12 protein-coding genes and 1 tRNA gene are annotated in these 15,453 nt (G+C 60.9%); 6 read left to right on the forward strand and 7 right to left on the reverse strand.

Annotated elements, in window-relative coordinates; genetic code table 11:
- Positions 1-29 precede the first annotated feature (29 nt).
- On the forward strand, positions 30-2,042 hold the full coding sequence (locus ACIQWS_RS07075; RefSeq protein WP_403173548.1) for an acetyl-CoA carboxylase biotin carboxylase subunit: 2,013 nt from the start codon (positions 30-32) through the stop codon (positions 2,040-2,042).
- A gap of 124 nt (positions 2,043-2,166) precedes the next feature.
- Here the strand turns inward: ACIQWS_RS07075 and lipB are convergent, their stop codons facing one another.
- Positions 2,167-2,883 (reverse strand): lipoyl(octanoyl) transferase LipB, encoded by a 717-nt coding sequence (gene lipB / locus ACIQWS_RS07080; RefSeq protein WP_403173552.1) that lies wholly within the window; start codon positions 2,881-2,883, stop codon positions 2,167-2,169.
- On the opposite strand from lipB, the gene ACIQWS_RS07085 reads away from it, so the two are divergent.
- The 4 genes from ACIQWS_RS07085 (at position 2,882) to ACIQWS_RS07100 (ending at position 7,470) form a co-directional block, all read left to right on the forward strand.
- On the forward strand, positions 2,882-3,187 hold the full coding sequence (locus ACIQWS_RS07085) for a hypothetical protein (protein WP_403173555.1): 306 nt from the start codon (positions 2,882-2,884) through the stop codon (positions 3,185-3,187). The genes lipB and ACIQWS_RS07085 overlap by 2 nt on opposite strands.
- Positions 3,152-3,236, forward strand: a tRNA-Leu gene (locus ACIQWS_RS07090). Before ACIQWS_RS07085 ends, ACIQWS_RS07090 begins: the two co-directional genes overlap by 36 nt.
- Before the next feature lie 214 nt (positions 3,237-3,450).
- Entirely contained in the window at positions 3,451-6,627 is a 3,177-nt protein-coding gene (locus ACIQWS_RS07095; RefSeq protein WP_403173562.1) for an autotransporter domain-containing protein, read from the forward strand.
- 105 nt (positions 6,628-6,732) lie between these two features.
- Positions 6,733-7,470 (forward strand): BPL-N domain-containing protein, encoded by a 738-nt coding sequence (locus tag ACIQWS_RS07100; RefSeq protein WP_223615093.1) that lies wholly within the window; start codon positions 6,733-6,735, stop codon positions 7,468-7,470.
- A gap of 114 nt (positions 7,471-7,584) precedes the next feature.
- Here ACIQWS_RS07100 and ACIQWS_RS07105 read toward each other — a convergent pair whose 3' ends face one another.
- The 5 genes from ACIQWS_RS07105 to ACIQWS_RS07125 form a co-directional block, all read right to left on the reverse strand.
- Complete coding sequence (locus ACIQWS_RS07105; protein ID WP_403173575.1) at positions 7,585-7,947, reverse strand: hypothetical protein; 363 nt, start codon at positions 7,945-7,947, stop codon at positions 7,585-7,587.
- Positions 7,948-8,169: 222 nt separating this feature from the next.
- On the reverse strand, positions 8,170-9,441 hold the full coding sequence (locus tag ACIQWS_RS07110; protein ID WP_403173581.1) for an alkyl sulfatase dimerization domain-containing protein: 1,272 nt from the start codon (positions 9,439-9,441) through the stop codon (positions 8,170-8,172).
- A 128-nt stretch (positions 9,442-9,569) separates the two neighbouring features.
- A complete protein-coding gene (locus ACIQWS_RS07115) occupies positions 9,570-10,316 on the reverse strand; it encodes an ABC transporter ATP-binding protein (RefSeq protein ID WP_223615090.1) in 747 nt (248 codons plus the stop codon).
- Positions 10,317-10,358: 42 nt separating this feature from the next.
- A complete protein-coding gene (locus ACIQWS_RS07120; protein ID WP_403173588.1) occupies positions 10,359-11,165 on the reverse strand; it encodes an ABC transporter permease in 807 nt (268 codons plus the stop codon).
- 186 nt (positions 11,166-11,351) lie between these two features.
- The gene (locus ACIQWS_RS07125; protein ID WP_403173592.1) at positions 11,352-11,816 is read right to left on the reverse strand and encodes a GNAT family N-acetyltransferase; all 465 of its coding nucleotides are present in this window, start codon (positions 11,814-11,816) and stop codon (positions 11,352-11,354) included.
- Positions 11,817-12,087: 271 nt separating this feature from the next.
- Between ACIQWS_RS07125 and ACIQWS_RS07130 the strand changes: the two genes are divergently transcribed.
- The gene (locus tag ACIQWS_RS07130; RefSeq protein ID WP_403173597.1) at positions 12,088-14,133 is read left to right on the forward strand and encodes an FAD-dependent oxidoreductase; all 2,046 of its coding nucleotides are present in this window, start codon (positions 12,088-12,090) and stop codon (positions 14,131-14,133) included.
- A 233-nt stretch (positions 14,134-14,366) separates the two neighbouring features.
- Here ACIQWS_RS07130 and ACIQWS_RS07135 read toward each other — a convergent pair whose 3' ends face one another.
- Entirely contained in the window at positions 14,367-15,368 is a 1,002-nt protein-coding gene (locus tag ACIQWS_RS07135; protein WP_403173601.1) for an ABC transporter substrate-binding protein, read from the reverse strand.
- Positions 15,369-15,453: the final 85 nt, after the last annotated feature.

A 15,453-nucleotide genomic window follows, 5' to 3' on the forward strand; every position in this document is an offset into this window, starting at 1 on the left:
GGCGCATTTTGTGCGGGAGGTCCATAAAAGTGTTCAAGAAAATCCTGATTGCCAACCGTGGGGAAATTGCCTGCCGCGTGATCAAGTCGGCAAGGAAAATGGGTATCGCCACGGTGGCGGTCTATTCCGATGCGGATCGCGATGCTGTTCATGTCGAGATGGCTGACGAGGCGGTGCATATCGGTCCGGCGGCGGCCTCCGAGAGCTATCTCGTCGCCGACAAGATCATTGCCGCCTGCAAGGCGACCGGCGCTGAGGCCGTTCATCCCGGCTATGGCTTCCTGTCCGAGCGCGCCTCCTTTTGCGAAGCGTTGGAGAAGCAGGGCATCGTCTTCATCGGGCCGAAACCCAGGGCGATCATCGCCATGGGCGACAAGATCGAATCGAAGAAATTCGCCAATGCCGCCAAGGTGAACACCGTGCCGGGCTTTCTCGACATCATCACCGATGCGGCGCATGCGGAAAAGATCGCCGGTGAGATCGGTTATCCCGTGATGATCAAGGCCTCCGCCGGCGGCGGCGGCAAGGGCATGCGCATTGCCTGGGACGAGAGCGAAGTGCGCGACGGCTTTGAACGCGCCACCTCGGAAGCGCGCAATTCCTTCGGGGATGATCGGGTTTTCATCGAAAAATTCGTGGTCGAGCCGCGCCATATCGAAATCCAGGTGCTGGGCGACAGTTTTGGCAACTGCATTTATCTCGGTGAGCGCGAGTGCTCGGTGCAGCGTCGCAACCAGAAGGTGGTGGAAGAAGCCCCGTCGCCATTCCTCGACGAGGCCACCCGCAAGGCCATGGGCGAGCAGGCCGTGGCCCTGGCCAAGGCAGTGGACTACCAGAGCGCCGGAACAGTCGAGTTCATTGTCGACAAGCACCGCAATTTCTACTTCCTCGAGATGAACACCCGCCTGCAGGTGGAACATCCTGTGACCGAACTGATCACCGGCATCGATCTGGTCGAGCAGATGATTCGCGTGGCGGCGGGCGAAAAGCTCGCGCTGAAGCAGTCGGACGTCAAGCTGAACGGCTGGGCCATCGAAAGCCGCCTTTATGCCGAAGATCCCTACCGCAATTTCCTGCCGTCGATCGGCCGCCTGACGCGCTACCGCCCGCCAAGCGAAGGCCCGGTCGGCAAGGCCATCATCCGCAACGATACCGGCGTGACGGAAGGGTCGGAAATTTCGATGTTCTACGACCCCATGGTGGCAAAGCTCTGCACCTGGGCGCCGACCCGGCTGGAAGCCATCGACGCCATGGCCGATGCGCTCGATACCTTCGTCGTCGACGGCATCGAGCACAACATCCCGTTCCTGGCCGCACTGATGCAGCATCCGCGCTGGCGGGAAGGGCGGCTGTCCACCGGCTTCATCGCGGAAGAATTTCCCGACGGCTTCCATCCGATTGCGCCAACCGCCGGGGACAGGGACGTGCTGGCCGCCATTGCCCTTGTGGTGGAACTGGTGCGCAAGGGCCGTCTCGACGGCCTCAGCGACCGCCTGCGGCCGCATACGGGCAAAATCCGCGCCGAATGGGAGGTGCGGATCAACGACGAATACGTGCCGGCGAAAATTCACCGCAGCGTGGCCAAGCCGCCGGTCAAGATCGAACTGTCGCTGCATGGCGGCGAAGCCATCACCATCCGCAGCGACTGGCGGCCCGGCGATGCGGTCTGGGACGGCTATATCGACGACCGCGCGATAAAGGCGCAGCTGCGTCCCGTGCTCAACGGCGTGCGCATCGACTGGAAGGGCATGTCGGTGATCGGCCATGCCATGCAGACGCATGTGGCGGCGCTGGAAAAACTGATGCCGGTGAAACTGCCGCCGGATACGTCGAAAATGCTGCTGTGCCCGATGCCCGGCCTGATCGTCTCGATCAACGTGGCGGAGGGTCAGGAGGTGAAGGCGGGTGAAACGCTGGCGATCGTCGAAGCCATGAAGATGGAAAACGTGCTGCGCGCCGACCGCGATCTGACCGTATCGGCCATCAATGCCAAGCAGGGTGACAGCCTGGCCGTGGATGCGGTGATCATGGAGTTCGCCTGATCTGGTTGCATGACCATCGTGCGTGGTTCGACAAGCTCACCATGAGGGAACTTGTTGGCTGCAATCAACCCACATCCCTCATGGTGAGCTTGTCGAACCACGCAGATCGGTTCTGCCAAATCCTCTAGCGCTCGACCGGCCCGAACACAGGCTCGAATGCGTCCCGCAGCGCCCGGTCGAGATCGTCCATGCCGACGGGCAGGCCGAGATCGACGAGGCTGGTCACGCCATGGCCGCGCACGCCGCACGGCACGATGCCGTCGAAATGGGCAAGCTCCGGTTCCACATTGATCGAGATACCGTGGAAGCTCACCCATTTGCGCAGGCGGATGCCGATGGCGGCGATCTTGTCTTCGGCGGGAGACCCGTCCGGCAGCGGCGGGCGTTCCGGCCGGGTCACCCAGACGCCGACGCGGTCTTCGCGCCGCTCGCCGCGCACGTTGAACGCGCCAAGCGTGGCAATGATCCATTGCTCCAGCGCCGCCACGAAGGCGCGGATATCCTCGCGCCGCCGCTTCAGGTCGAGCATGACATAGGCCACGCGCTGGCCGGGGCCATGATAGGTGTATTCGCCGCCGCGACCCGTGGCATAGACGGGAAAGCGGTCGGCGGCCAGGAGGTCGCCGTCCTTGGCGCTGGTGCCGGCGGTGTAGAGCGGCGGATGTTCGACCAGCCAGACCAGTTCTGCGGCCGTGCCGGCGCGAATCGCCGCGACGCGGTCTTCCATGAAGGTGAGGGCGGTATCGTAATCGGTCAGCCCGTCGGCGACGCGCCACTCCACTTTCGGGGAATCGCTTTGGGCAAAAAACGCGGAGACGAGATCGTCGCGGTTGTTCTTCATGATCGGAAACCAAACTTTCGACTGTCGCTTCATCCCGGATGAATGGCGGCGGATGGGCCGTTTGCGGCCATCAAAGCGCCGATTCCCTTGGGATAAAGATGGTGAGCCGCATATGGACTTTTTCCTGGAAGATTTCCAGTGTGCGGGGTGCGGCATAACTTTCACCCGGCTTTGTGAAAAACATTCGGGTTTATTGCCGACAGGGCTTGTTTCACTGAAATTCATTTGCTACATGCCGCGAGCCGACACGTTCGGCTTCTACCACAGTGCGGTCGTGGCGGAATTGGTAGACGCGCAGCGTTGAGGTCGCTGTGTCGCAAGACGTGGAAGTTCGAGTCTTCTCGACCGCACCATTTGGTTTCTCTTCAAGATTGAAATCATTGCAGAATAGGGCAGCCCAGCGGCTGCCCTATTGCATTTCCGACTGGCAGTCTTCCTGCCAACACCATGGTCGCTCCGCTTCTGATCAAAATAGGCCGGAACTACGGCATCTGCCGTATTGATGCAATGAACGGCGCACATTACGGATGATGGTTGCGTCGGGAATGGTGTGGGGCGAGGGGAATAATGCCGAGATCGAATTGGCCGGAGGGGCTTGTCCCCCACCGGCAGGTATGGGGTGCGCGCCCAACACTATTGGCGGCATGGCTGTTCTTCATCTGTTTGGCCGTATTCTGGCCCGCCCTGTCGCAGGCCCAGACAGCGCCGGTTGCAAATCCCGCAATGGTCACTGTCGCCTATGGCAGCACTGCCAATTCTGTAACACTCCGTATTGGCGGCGGCGCGCCGACATTTGTGGCGGTCGCAGACGCTGCAGTGCATGGGACTGCGTCAGCATCCGGAACGACGATCACCTACACGCCGGCAAGCGGTTATGCCGGAGCTGACAGTTTCACCTATACCGCCACCAATTCGAGCGGAACGTCGGCTCCAGCCACTGTTACAGTGACGATCTCACCACCTAGTTTTACCGTCACACCATCGTCGTCCCATACCGCCCAGGTTGGCGCCCCATATACGCAGACCTACACTTTCGCTGGCGGCCAAGCGCCTTTCCGTATCGCTTTCATCAGCGGCGTCCCGCATGGCGTGACCGTCACGTCAGTGACAGGCAACAGCGTTACCCTCTCCGGGACTCCGCAGGTTGCCGGCAGCTTTGGCATAACCGTGAGTGCGCAGGACAGCAGCACCGGTAGCGGCCCTTTCACAATCACCGGCGCTTTCACGCTGAATGTATCGCCATCGACAGTGACGTTAAGTCCGGTAGGGCCGACGCTGCCGGATGCCAGTTCTGGTTCCGCTTATAGCCAGACATTCTCTGCCAGTGGTGGCACAGCCCCCTATAGGTTCACGATTGTGAGCGGCGCACCTCCCGCGGGCATGACATTCAACACCGCGACGGGAGCCCTAACGGGAACGCCAAGCGCCAGCGGTACTTTCCCTTTCAGCGTGCAGGCGACGGACAGCAGCACGGGCCCCGGCACGCCGTTTTCCGCCACGAATAATTATTCGCTGGTGGTCAATGCGCCGCCGGTCATCATCGTCCTGTCGCCTTCAACCCTTCCCAACGGCACATCGGGCGTCAACTATTCCCAAACAATGGTGGCGACCGGCGGGGTGGGCCCCTATACGTTTGCGATCACATCCGGGGCGTTGCCCAACGGCATAACGTTAAGCAGCGCGGGCGTTTTGTCTGGTGCACCGACTCAGGCTGGAGCGTTCAGTTTCACTGTAACCGCCACCGACAACCAGAGTATCACCGGCGTTCAGGCCTACACATTGATAATCAATCAGGCCGCGCCGGTTGCGGTCAACGATGCCGCCGCAACCTTGGCCAACCAGGCCGTCACCATTCCCGTGATTTTCAACGATGGCGGTATAATAACCTCCATTGCCGTCACCAGCGCGCCTTTGCATGGCGCGGTGGCCGTGAACGGTCTTAACGCCGTGTATACCCCGGCCGCAAACTTCTTCGGCACCGATATCTTCACCTACACCGTCACCGGGCCCGGCGGCACGTCTGCCCCGGCGACGGTCACCATTACCGTATCGCCGCTGGCTGTCCCGGTCGCCGCTGCGCATAGCGCTGCAACGATGGCTGGACATGCCACCACCATTGACACGGCGGCGAGCGCCACCGGCGGTCCGTTCACGGGCGCGGCCATTGTTACCCCTCCGGCTTTTGGCAGCGCGACCGTATCGGGCACCAATATCATCTACACGCCGCCAGCAGGGGCGTCAGGCGCGGTCAGCATCGGCTATACGCTGAGCAACGTGTTCGGAACGTCGCTGCCGGCCACGATCACGCTGACGGTCAATCCGCTGCCGGTGGCCGCTGCCCATTCCGTCACCACACGGGCGGGAACGCCGGTGACGGTAAACCTGACAGAAGGTGCAACCGGCGGTCCGTTTACCGCCGCGACCATGGTGTCGCTCAGTCCATCGGGGTCAGGCACCGCAACCATTCGCGACAGCGGCAACGGCGGCAGCCGGGCTTTCCAGCTGGATTTTGCACCCGCCGCCACGTTCAGCGGTGTTGCTACGGTCAGCTATACCCTTGGCAATGCATTCACCACATCGGCTCCCGCCAATGTTACGATTACGGTGATGGCAAGGGCCGACCCATCAAAGGACGTGGAAGTCATCGGTATCGTCAATGCCCAGGCGGAAGGCGCACGGCGGTTTGCCGATGCCCAGCTGTCGAATTATGGCGACCGGTTGCGCCAGCTGCGCCGGGGCGGCGGCAATGAGTCCAGCCAGGGCATCAGCCTGAACACGCCGCGCCGTGACGACGGGGCAAAGGATCGGCGCGACCCGGCCGACGCAACGCCGCTCGGGTTTTTTACCGAGCCGAGACGGACCCGGCCTGCCGAGCCGTTCAACAGAGTGGTCGCGGAAAAGCCCGCTCCGTCCCGCTTCGGCGTCTGGACGGCGGGTCAGGTCGACATTGGCGATACATCCGGCAAATCCTCCGGTTCGGCCCGAGATTTTACAACCTCCGGTGTGAGTGCCGGGCTGGATTACCGTTTCAACGAACGGTTGACCGCCGGTATCGGTCTTGGTTACGGCAGGGACAGGACGGATATTGGCAGCAATGGTACGCGCAGCGAAGGTGAAAGCTGGAGCATCGGAACCTATGCGAGCTGGCGGCCGATCAGGAACACCTATCTGGAAGCCGTGCTCGGCTATGGCGCGCTTTCCTTCGACAGCAAGCGCTATCTGACGGACGATGGCGGCTTCGCCAATGGTTCCCGCGATGGGCAGCAGGTGTTCGGCAGCGTGAAGGCCGGTTATGAAATTAGCCGGGATGCCCTCTACTTCACCCCCTATGTCGGGATGGACGCATCCTGGACGAAGCTCGATGCCTTCAACGAAAGGGACGGCGGATCGAACAGCCTGCGCTTCGGCAGCCAGACGGTGAATTCACTCGTTGCCGTGGTGGGTTTTGAGACGGATTATACCTATCGTTTCACCGGCTACACGTTCACGCCGAACCTGAAAGCCGAATGGCGCTACGACATGGCAAATGCGAGCGACATTGACCTGAATTATATCGATTGGTCCGGCGGCCCGTTGTTCAGTCTCAAGGGGGATGGCACGGTGCGCAACGCGGTCCGACTGGGCCTGGGTTTCGACGTGGTGCTCGACCAGGGGCTGAATCTTGGCCTTGCCTACAACACCACGCTTGGAGAAGGCGGCGCCATTCGTCATGGCTTCAATGCAAAGGCCGGCCTGAGGTTCTAGGCGCCGTCGCTCCGTACAGCTTGCGCTGGCTGGTTCCTTCTCAAAATTAAACCGCAATTCGATTTAGGGTAGATCGCACCGCATCACTCTAAAGGAATTGTTCTGATGTTCAGCGCTGCAAAATACGCACTTCTCGCATGTTTTCTCGTGTTGAATGCTCCCGCCAATGCGTCGCAATCCGCCGTTGCGCTCGTATATCGCGGGCCCGCCGGTTGTGATGATTGTTCATCGGCGGCCGCCGAAGCCCTAAGGAACAGCACCTTCCATTTTGATGTTAAATTCATCGGCCCCAATGAGCAGCTGAAGCTGGTGCCATCCAGTTTCATTGGAGCTTCCTTATATGTACAACCCGGCGGCGGACAGGACATTGACGGCGCGAGGAGAAGCCTGGGCAAGGCGGGCATCCAGGCCGTCCGGGATTTTGTATCCAAAGGCGGCCGGTATTTTGGAATTTGCATGGGCGCGTATCTCGGTACGGATTTGGGCTTTGACATCGTCGAAGGAGAAACGGATTCCGAGGTCGGGAGGCCGGGGTTTTCCGTGTCCGATATCGGCGATCACGTGGTGCCGGTTCAATGGGCAGGGGCGTCATTGTGGACATATTTTCAGGATGGTCCGCATCTGCCCAGAAATCATGCGAATTCAGGTTTCCGGGAACTTGCCCATTATCAGAATGGCGATCTGGCGGCCGCTCGTTACGCATTTGGCAAAGGCAGCGCGACTTTGGTCGGGCCGCACCCTGAAGCGCCCCAGAAATGGTATGATCATTACGGTCTGCACAATCCTGATGGTGTGAACTCCAGGCTGATCCAAGGATTGCTGAACGCGGCGATGGCAGAATGAGGCTCCGGGGACCAGACCCGTCATCATCCGCGTGGATGCCGCTGGCAATACCAGAACAATAGCGGTCATCCCCGGGCGGAAAGAGGGGGAAAGCCCGGGGCGTCGCGGATCAGGTCAAAAACTCGGGCCGCTGTTGGTCGTCCACTCCGCATCGGGTACACCATCGGTAAAGCCGCGTTGCGCAACCACGAACGTGATGTCGGACTCCAGGACAAAGGGCGTCGTTTCATAATAGGCGGTTGCAATGCAATCTTTTTCGGCGCGTGTCAGCCCGCGGCTGGTGATGACGTCAACGTTGTATTCGTTCTCGTCGGTGGGTGCCAGTTTTACTTTATAATGACAGTCACGTGGAATATGGATCCTGATTACTTCGATGCCAAAGGGCCATCTGACCTTCACGGAACCTCCGCGATCATAGTATTGATCGGTTGTGATCTCGTTCGACAGTGCTGGAGATGATGACTTGTGCTTTGTCATTTGCTTTTTTCCTCCAATATCCCGGAAGTATCCAACAACGGTTGCATCAGGAAATCAAGGTGACGACGATGTCCCTACTTGGGTCGCGCGGGCGCCAGAAGGCTGCCGGGTGCACACCCGCCGGCAGGAGAAACAAAGCCAGATAAGAATGGTTGGATGGCGGCCATCCCGGCCCTGTGCCGGCGAAGCATGCAAGGTCCGGCGCTTTGCCGCCTGAGCCTGCTATGGCAGGTGTTCTTCGGACTCGCGCTGCGAATAGGCCAGGATCGCCTTGCCGATCAAGGAGGTCTCCTCGACGATGCAGTCGGCATAGATGGCCGCGCGTACGCGGTGAACCGCCTTGTCCTGCGGCGCGGCTGCCACGGCAAATTCGATCAGGTGTGCGGCCACGCGCGCCTGGCCCGCGGCCCGCAGCGCCTCGGCTCGTTGCGTGACGTTTTCGACGCCGCCTGCAAGGTGCGCGATTTCCCGGCCGAGGTCCCGGTCAGCCGCCGGCTTGAGATGCGCGGGGTTTCCGTCAAACCAGCCGGCATAGAGATGCCAGACGCTGCGCACGACAAAAGCGGGATCATCGTATTTCGGCAGAAGATAGGGTTTGCCGAGAAGCTCCGAGGGCACGCGGACGCTCTGCAGGATTGAATTCAGCGTGTCTCCCCTGTTCATCCGCTCAAGTGTCTGGCTGACGAGGCTCTCCAGGGCACTGGCAGCGTCATCCAGCATCTGCGCCACGCGCGCGGCGCCGGCAACGACCGGTCCATGGCCGGGAACCAGGATGTGGGGTTCGAGCGCATGCATGTTGCGCAGCGTTGACGCCCAATCCTGCGGATATCGCTGCACCTTGCGCGGATTGCCGGCATTCGGGAACACCCAAATGACGAAATCACCGCTGACCAGAATTTTCTTCTGCGGCAGCCAGACAAAGGTTGCATCGTCCGTTTCACCGCGCCCGTGCGTCAGTTCCATGCGCAGACCGCCGATATCGAGGCTGAGCCGATCGTCATAGACGTCGTCGGGGCGCCGGTGCTCGCCGGGGAAGACATAGCCGGCTTTGTTGAACTGGCGTCCCATGACGAGACTGTTCAGATCCTGCGACTGGTCATAGCGTGCGAAGCGCTGCAAGACGTTGCGGTGTGCAACGATCCGCGGGCGGGCAACACCGTTGGCGTCAGCCTCCTCGTCGAGGAGCCGGGCACCCCAGGTATGGTCGATATGGCCGTGGGTATAGATAACCGTGTGGACGGGGCTGCTGTCCCAGCGGCGGATCACATCAAGCGTTTCCCGCGCGGTCTCCCTGCCGCCCGTATCGATGAGCACCAGCCCGGCGCCGGTGCGGATGGCCGTGACATTGCCGACGACGTAATGCGTGGAGACAACAATCATATCGTCGCTGACGGTCTGCGCGGAACCGCCGGCAACCGCCGCGCTCCATTCTTCCATGGCCGCTTCGCCGCGCCATAATCTCTCGAAAAGGCGGTTCATCTCTGTGTCATGCATGGAATGGATCCTTCATCGCGATGGCCCCGCATACAGCAGGCCTCCTGACAGCCTCGTGTCAGGAGGCATTGTCCCTCCGCGCGGGTCAAGAGCGACCCGGATGTCTCCAGCATGTTTCGCGCTTGGCGCTACTGATGGCCGAAATACGCGTTCGCGACGGTTTCGGCATCGCCATCCATCTTGACCTTGCCATGCTCGAGCCAGACGATACGGCTGCAATTGGCGAGGAGCAACTGTCTGGAGTGGCTGGCGATGATCAGGATCTTGGTCTTGTTGACGAGGTCGTGCAGGCGCTCATTGGCCTTGTTCTGAAAGCTTTCGTCGCCCGCTGCCAGCCATTCGTCCATGATCAGGATTTCCGGCTGGATGACGGTCGAGATCGAAAAGGCCAGGCGCAGCTGCATGCCGGTCGAATAGGTCCTGACCGGCATGTCGAGGAAGTTGCCGAGCTCGGAGAATTCTTCGATCTCCGCCTGCTTGGCGGCCATCTCGCGCTTGGAAAAGCCGAGCAGCGCGCCGCGGATGCGGATGTTTTCCCGCCCCGTGGCTTCCGCATCGATGCCCAGCGAGATGTTGATCAGCGAGGTGCATTTGCCGTTGATGGCGATGCGCCCGCCGGAGGGATAGTACACGCCGCTCATCACGCGCAGGAGCGTGGTTTTCCCCGAGCCGTTGTGCCCGATCAGGCCGAGCCGTTCGCCGTCGTTCAGGCTCAGGCTGATCGATTCCAGGCCGCGGATGATCACATGGCCTTCGGCGTTCGAGCCGATGGTGCCGCCCGTCGCCAGACTCATGACCTGGTTCTTGAGGGACCGGCTTTTCGCATTGTAGATCGGAAAATCCACAGTGACGTTATCGAGTATCATAGAAGTCATGTTGGCCTTCGCAGGAAAATGGTGGGGCGTGCCGAAAGGGTTTTAGAGCCAATAGGTGATGCGCGAGCGGTAGCGGTTGAGGAAGAGCAGGGCGATGATCCATCCGATGATGGCCATGCCGGCAACCACGCCCCAATTAAGCGCGGTGCCCGTCTGCCCGAGCAGCGGCTCGCGGACCACGCTGATGAGATGATAGAACGGGTTGAGATCCAGCATCAGCATGGATTTGTCCGCCGGCAACTGGTGCGGCTGCCACATGATGGGCGTCACATACATGCCGACCTGCATGACATTCTGGATGATCTGAGTCAGGTCGCGATAGCGCGTGCACACCACCGCCAGCACCACCATCATCCACAGAAGGTTGAGCGAGACGAGAACGAACGCCGGGAAGACCAGCAGGGCGGTCCATCCCATGAACTTGCCGAACAGCAAGAGCACGATGGGGAAAATGACGATGTTGTGGAACAGGATGATGGAGTTGCGCCACCAGGTGCGCAGGACATAGGTGAAGAACGGCAGCGGCAATTGCAGCATCGTCTCGGTATTGGAGATGAAACTGAGGCAGCCCTCGTTGATCAGCTGCGAAAAATACCCCCACATGATGAGGCCGACGCAGATGAAGGGCAGGAACTCGGACATGGGCGAGCGGAAAATGGTGCCGAATATCAGGCCCAGGGCGCCGATGAGCACGCCCATGTTGATGGTCAGCCAGAAGGCGCCCACGCTGGAGCGCCGGTAACGCTGCGCCACGTCCTGCCAGCCCAGAAGCGCGGCGAGATGAAAATTGTTCACGGCAGCCGTGATATCTTCCCATGCGGTGATTTTCTGCGAATTCGCTATGGTCATGTCGACGCGCGTCTTTCCTTACAATGCGGGCTTTAGCATGCGGGCAAGGCCCTGCCGGACCTGCCTATACACCGGTTGGCAGAACAATTCCAAGCCGCATCGTATTTCATCAACACGGTAGAAGCGCGGCGGCATGACGATGGGTCGAGCAAAACCGGCTCCGGACAGGAGATTTGCGGTGATCGCCTAGTGCAGCGGTTTGACCAAAAAGAGGCACGGATGACCTTCCGCCCACAATGTGGGGAAGATTTCCGCCTTGAGAAAACCGTTGCGGTCATAGAAGGCGCGCGTGCTGTCGAGATGCGGTTCATGCCGGCCGCGCGGCGCCAGCGTCTTGACCGTCAGTAGCGAACAGCCGGACTGGCGCGCATGGGCTTCGGCGGCCTGGAGGAGGGAACGGCCGATCCCCCGGCCATGGAATTCCCGGCGTGTGGCGATCACAAGGATTTCCGCCGCCGCCGGCGGGTGGTATTTGAGCGCGATGAAACCGGTGCAGGTTCCGCCGTCCGTATGGGCGAGAACGGGCAGCCCGGTCACCAGATTGGCGCAGGCAGCAATGCCATCCGGTTCCTCGAACCATTCCGGCAGGCCGTTCATGATGTCGGCGCACAGGGCGCTCTTGTTGTCAGGGCAGGTGATTTCACTGATCATCGGGGCGATCTCTCCGCTGTTGGTTGCACCCATGCGAAATACGGCATGAAAAATTTTCATCCAGGATGTAGACGCGGCGCGGCCGAGCGGATTTAGGGAATTTCTTTGCGATCAAGCGGTTGTGAATGCCGGTACGATTTGCACTGAAATCGCAAGGCTGGACGGGCCGCGATGCGCATCTGACGAATCCGCACCACAATAGGTCGCGCGGGAGAAACCCGTCGGGTGATTCCCGCTGTAGGATCGCGGAAAACAACGGGAACCCAGACCATTGCCCTCACATGCCGATCCGCTTCTGCAACCCTATCAGCTGAAACATCTGCGCCTGAAAAACCGTCTGATGTCGACCAGCCACGAGCCGGCCTATTCGGAAGACGGAATGCCGAAGACGCGCTACCGGCTCTATCATGCGGAGAAGGCCAAGGGCGGCATCGCCCTGACGATGACGGCGGGGTCGGCGGTCGTCTCGCGCGAGTCGCCGCCGGCCTTCGGCAATCTTCATGCCTATAAGGACGAGATCGTGCCCTGGCTGCGCGAACTTGCCGACGATTGTCATGAACACGGTGCCGCCGTGATGATCCAGCTGACGCATCTTGGCCGCCGCACCAGCTGGAACAAGGCGGACTGGCTGCCCGTCGTTTCGGCTTCGCCGGTGCGCGAGCCTGCGCACCGGGCCTTTCCCAAGGAAGCGGAAGACTGGGATATCGAGCGGATCATTGCCGACTATGCATCGGCGGCGCAGCGCATGCAGGCGGCCGGGCTCGACGGCATCGAGTTCGAGGCCTACGGCCATCTCATGGACGGGTTCTGGTCGCCCGCCACCAACCGGCGCGAGGATGAATATGGCGGTTCGCTCGACAATCGCCTGCGCTTCACCTGGGCGGTGATCGACGCCGTGCGCCGGTCCGTCGGCCCGGACTTCATCGTCGGCATCCGCATGGTGGCCGACGAGGACTGGGAAAAGGGCCTGTCGCGGCAGGAGGGCGTCGAGATTGCCCGGCGCATCGCGGCATCGGGCAAATTCGACTTCCTCAACATTATTCGCGGCCATATCGATACGGATGCGGCGCTCAACGAGGTCATTCCGGTGCAGGGCATGCGCTCGTCGCCGCATCTCGATTTTGCCGGGGATGTCCGGCAGGAAACAAAGTTCCCGGTCTTTCATGCGGCGCGCATCGCCGATGTGGCCACCGCGCGCCACGCCATTGCCGAGGGCAAGCTCGACATGGTCGGCATGACCCGCGCCCATATCGCCGACCCGCATATCGTGCGGAAAATCGAGGCGGGCGAGGAGCATCGCATCCGCCCCTGCGTCGGCGCGACCTACTGCCTCGACCGCATCTATGAGGGCGGCGAGGCCCTGTGCATCCACAATGCGGCGACCGGCCGCGAAGGCACCATGCCGCACGCCATCGCCAAGGCGGCAACCAGCCGGAATGTGGTCGTCGTCGGGGCAGGGCCTGCCGGACTGGAGGCGGCGCGTGTTGCGGCCGAAGGCGGGCACAGCGTCACCGTGCTGGAGGCTTCGGACCATGCGGGCGGGCAGGTGCGCCTTGCCGCGCAGAATCCGCGGCGTAAGGAGATGATCGGCATTGTCGACTGGCGGCTCGAGGAGCTGCAGCGGCTGGGTGTTTCCCTGCGCTACAATGTCTGGGCCGAATCCGGCGATGTGCTTGGGCTTTCACCCGATGTGGTGGTGATCGCCACCGGCGGACTGCCGCAAAATCCGCCCCTGGCGGCGGGCGATGATCTGGTCACCTCGAGCTGGGATATCCTGGCAGGCGCGGTGAAGCCGGGCGAAACGGTGCTGCTCTATGACGATAATGGCGGCCATCAGGGCATGAGTGCGGCGGAGATGATCGCGCGCGCCGGTTCAAAGCTCGAACTCGTCAGCCCGGAACGGTTTTTCGCGCCTGAAATGGGCGGCATGAACCACGTGCCTTACATGCGCGCGTTCCACGAGCACGGGGTGCGGGTGACCATCAACACGCGGCTGATGAGCGTCGCCCGCAACGGCAACCAGCTTGTCGCGACATTGGGCTCGGATTTCGATCCGGACTATCACGAGGAACGGCTGGTGGATCAGGTGGTTGTCGAGCACGGCACTTTGCCGATCGATGATCTCTACCGCGAGTTAAAGCCGCTGTCGCGCAATGGCGGGGCGGTGGATTACGGCAATCTGGTCAATGGCGGCGCCATTTTCCCGCAGCGGCTGGCGGAGGGGCAATTCGATCTGTTGCGCATCGGCGATGCGGTGCATGCCCGCAATATCCATGCCGCCATCTATGACGGGCTGCGTTACGCCATCCGGTTTTGAGGATTGTCATGTGAAGTTGCCGCCGGGCGGGATTGGGTATCTCTCCCCTTGCGGGAGAGAACGGATTTTCTTGGATTTAGCCCCTTTGCTAAATCCTTAGAAAATCCAAGAGAGGGGAAATTCAAGTTCTCCAAAATCCCCTCTCTTGCGATTTCTAGCACTTAGCCAAGAGGCTAAGATGCTGAAATCGCTTTCTCCCCCACAAGGGGGGAGATAAATGACGTCAGCTATTGTTACTTCAGCGAAGCCTTGACCTTGGCGGCCACGTCGGCGCTGACCCATTTGGTCCAGATGTCCTCGTGGTTCTTGAGGAAGTATTTTGCGCCGTCTTCACCGGTTGCCTGATTGTCGGTCATCCAGGCGAGCAGTTCGTTGACGGTCTTGTTGGACCATGACCGCGCCTTCAGGTAGTCCATGACCGGGCCGGACTTTTCGCTGAACTTCTTGGTGACCACCGTATCCACTTCGGCCAGTTCCCAGGCGTTCTTTTTCGGGTCGGCGCAATCGGCCACAGTGTTGCAGCGCTTCCATTCCGCCGCGTTGAAAGGCGCGCCGTGATCAAGCCTGACCATCTGGTACTTGCCGAGGAGGGCGGTGGGCTCCCAGTAATAACCGACCCAGCCCTGCTTGCGTTCATAGGCCTTGGCGAGCGACCCGTCGAGGCCGGCGGCTGACCCGGTGTCAACCAGGGTAAAGCCCTTCTTCTCCGCATCATAGGCCTTGAAGAACTGTGCGGTCGCCAGCGTGCCGCCCCAGCCGGGAGGACCATTGAACACAGCGCCCTTGGAAGCGTCTTCCGGTGCCGGGAACAGTTCGGGATGTTTCAGCGCATCGTCGATGGTCTTGATGTCGGGGTGGGCATCGGCGATGTATTTCGGAATCCACCAGCCCTGCACGCCGCCGTCCGACAGCGATTTTCCGGTATAAACGAGCTTGCCATCGGCAACGGCCTTGTCGAGGATATCGCGCATGAAATCGACCCAGCCTTCGGGAGCGATGTCCGGCTGGCCCTTTTCGGTCATCGATGTCAGGGTCGGGATCGTATCGCCCTGCACGATGTCGGCATTGCAGCCATAGCCCTTGTTGAGAATGATCTTGTCGAGATTGGCGAGAACCTCCGCCGATTGCCAGTTCATGCTGGCAATGGTCACGTCGCCGCACTCGGCTGCCGATGCCGTGCCCGCGGCACCCATCAGGGCAAAGGCCATGACGCTGCTCATCAATAGTGTCTTCATGTGAGAACCCCTTTTGTTGGTTTTATGGTGGTGGAGATGGCCGTTCGCAGCAGCACCGGACGCAGGGACTGCACCCGGCCTGTAC

The sequence above is a fragment of the Phyllobacterium sp. NPDC097923 genome (genome assembly GCF_044760925.1).
GTDB classification, from domain to species: Bacteria; Pseudomonadota; Alphaproteobacteria; order Rhizobiales; family Rhizobiaceae; genus Phyllobacterium; species Phyllobacterium calauticae.

Coding starts and splice junctions, on each gene's coding strand:
- ACIQWS_RS07125 (WP_403173592.1), bottom strand. CDS start 11,816: ATGATCAGTGAAATCACCTGCCCTGACAACAAGAGCGCCCTGTGCGCC.
- ACIQWS_RS07095 (WP_403173562.1), top strand. CDS start 3,451: ATGCCGAGATCGAATTGGCCGGAGGGGCTTGTCCCCCACCGGCAGGTA.
- ACIQWS_RS07100 (WP_223615093.1), top strand. CDS start 6,733: ATGTTCAGCGCTGCAAAATACGCACTTCTCGCATGTTTTCTCGTGTTG.
- lipB (WP_403173552.1), bottom strand. CDS start 2,883: ATGAAGAACAACCGCGACGATCTCGTCTCCGCGTTTTTTGCCCAAAGC.
- ACIQWS_RS07115 (WP_223615090.1), bottom strand. CDS start 10,316: ATGACTTCTATGATACTCGATAACGTCACTGTGGATTTTCCGATCTAC.
- ACIQWS_RS07120 (WP_403173588.1), bottom strand. CDS start 11,165: ATGACCATAGCGAATTCGCAGAAAATCACCGCATGGGAAGATATCACG.
- ACIQWS_RS07085 (WP_403173555.1), top strand. CDS start 2,882: ATGATCGGAAACCAAACTTTCGACTGTCGCTTCATCCCGGATGAATGG.
- ACIQWS_RS07105 (WP_403173575.1), bottom strand. CDS start 7,947: ATGACAAAGCACAAGTCATCATCTCCAGCACTGTCGAACGAGATCACA.
- ACIQWS_RS07135 (WP_403173601.1), bottom strand. CDS start 15,368: ATGAAGACACTATTGATGAGCAGCGTCATGGCCTTTGCCCTGATGGGT.
- ACIQWS_RS07110 (WP_403173581.1), bottom strand. CDS start 9,441: ATGCATGACACAGAGATGAACCGCCTTTTCGAGAGATTATGGCGCGGC.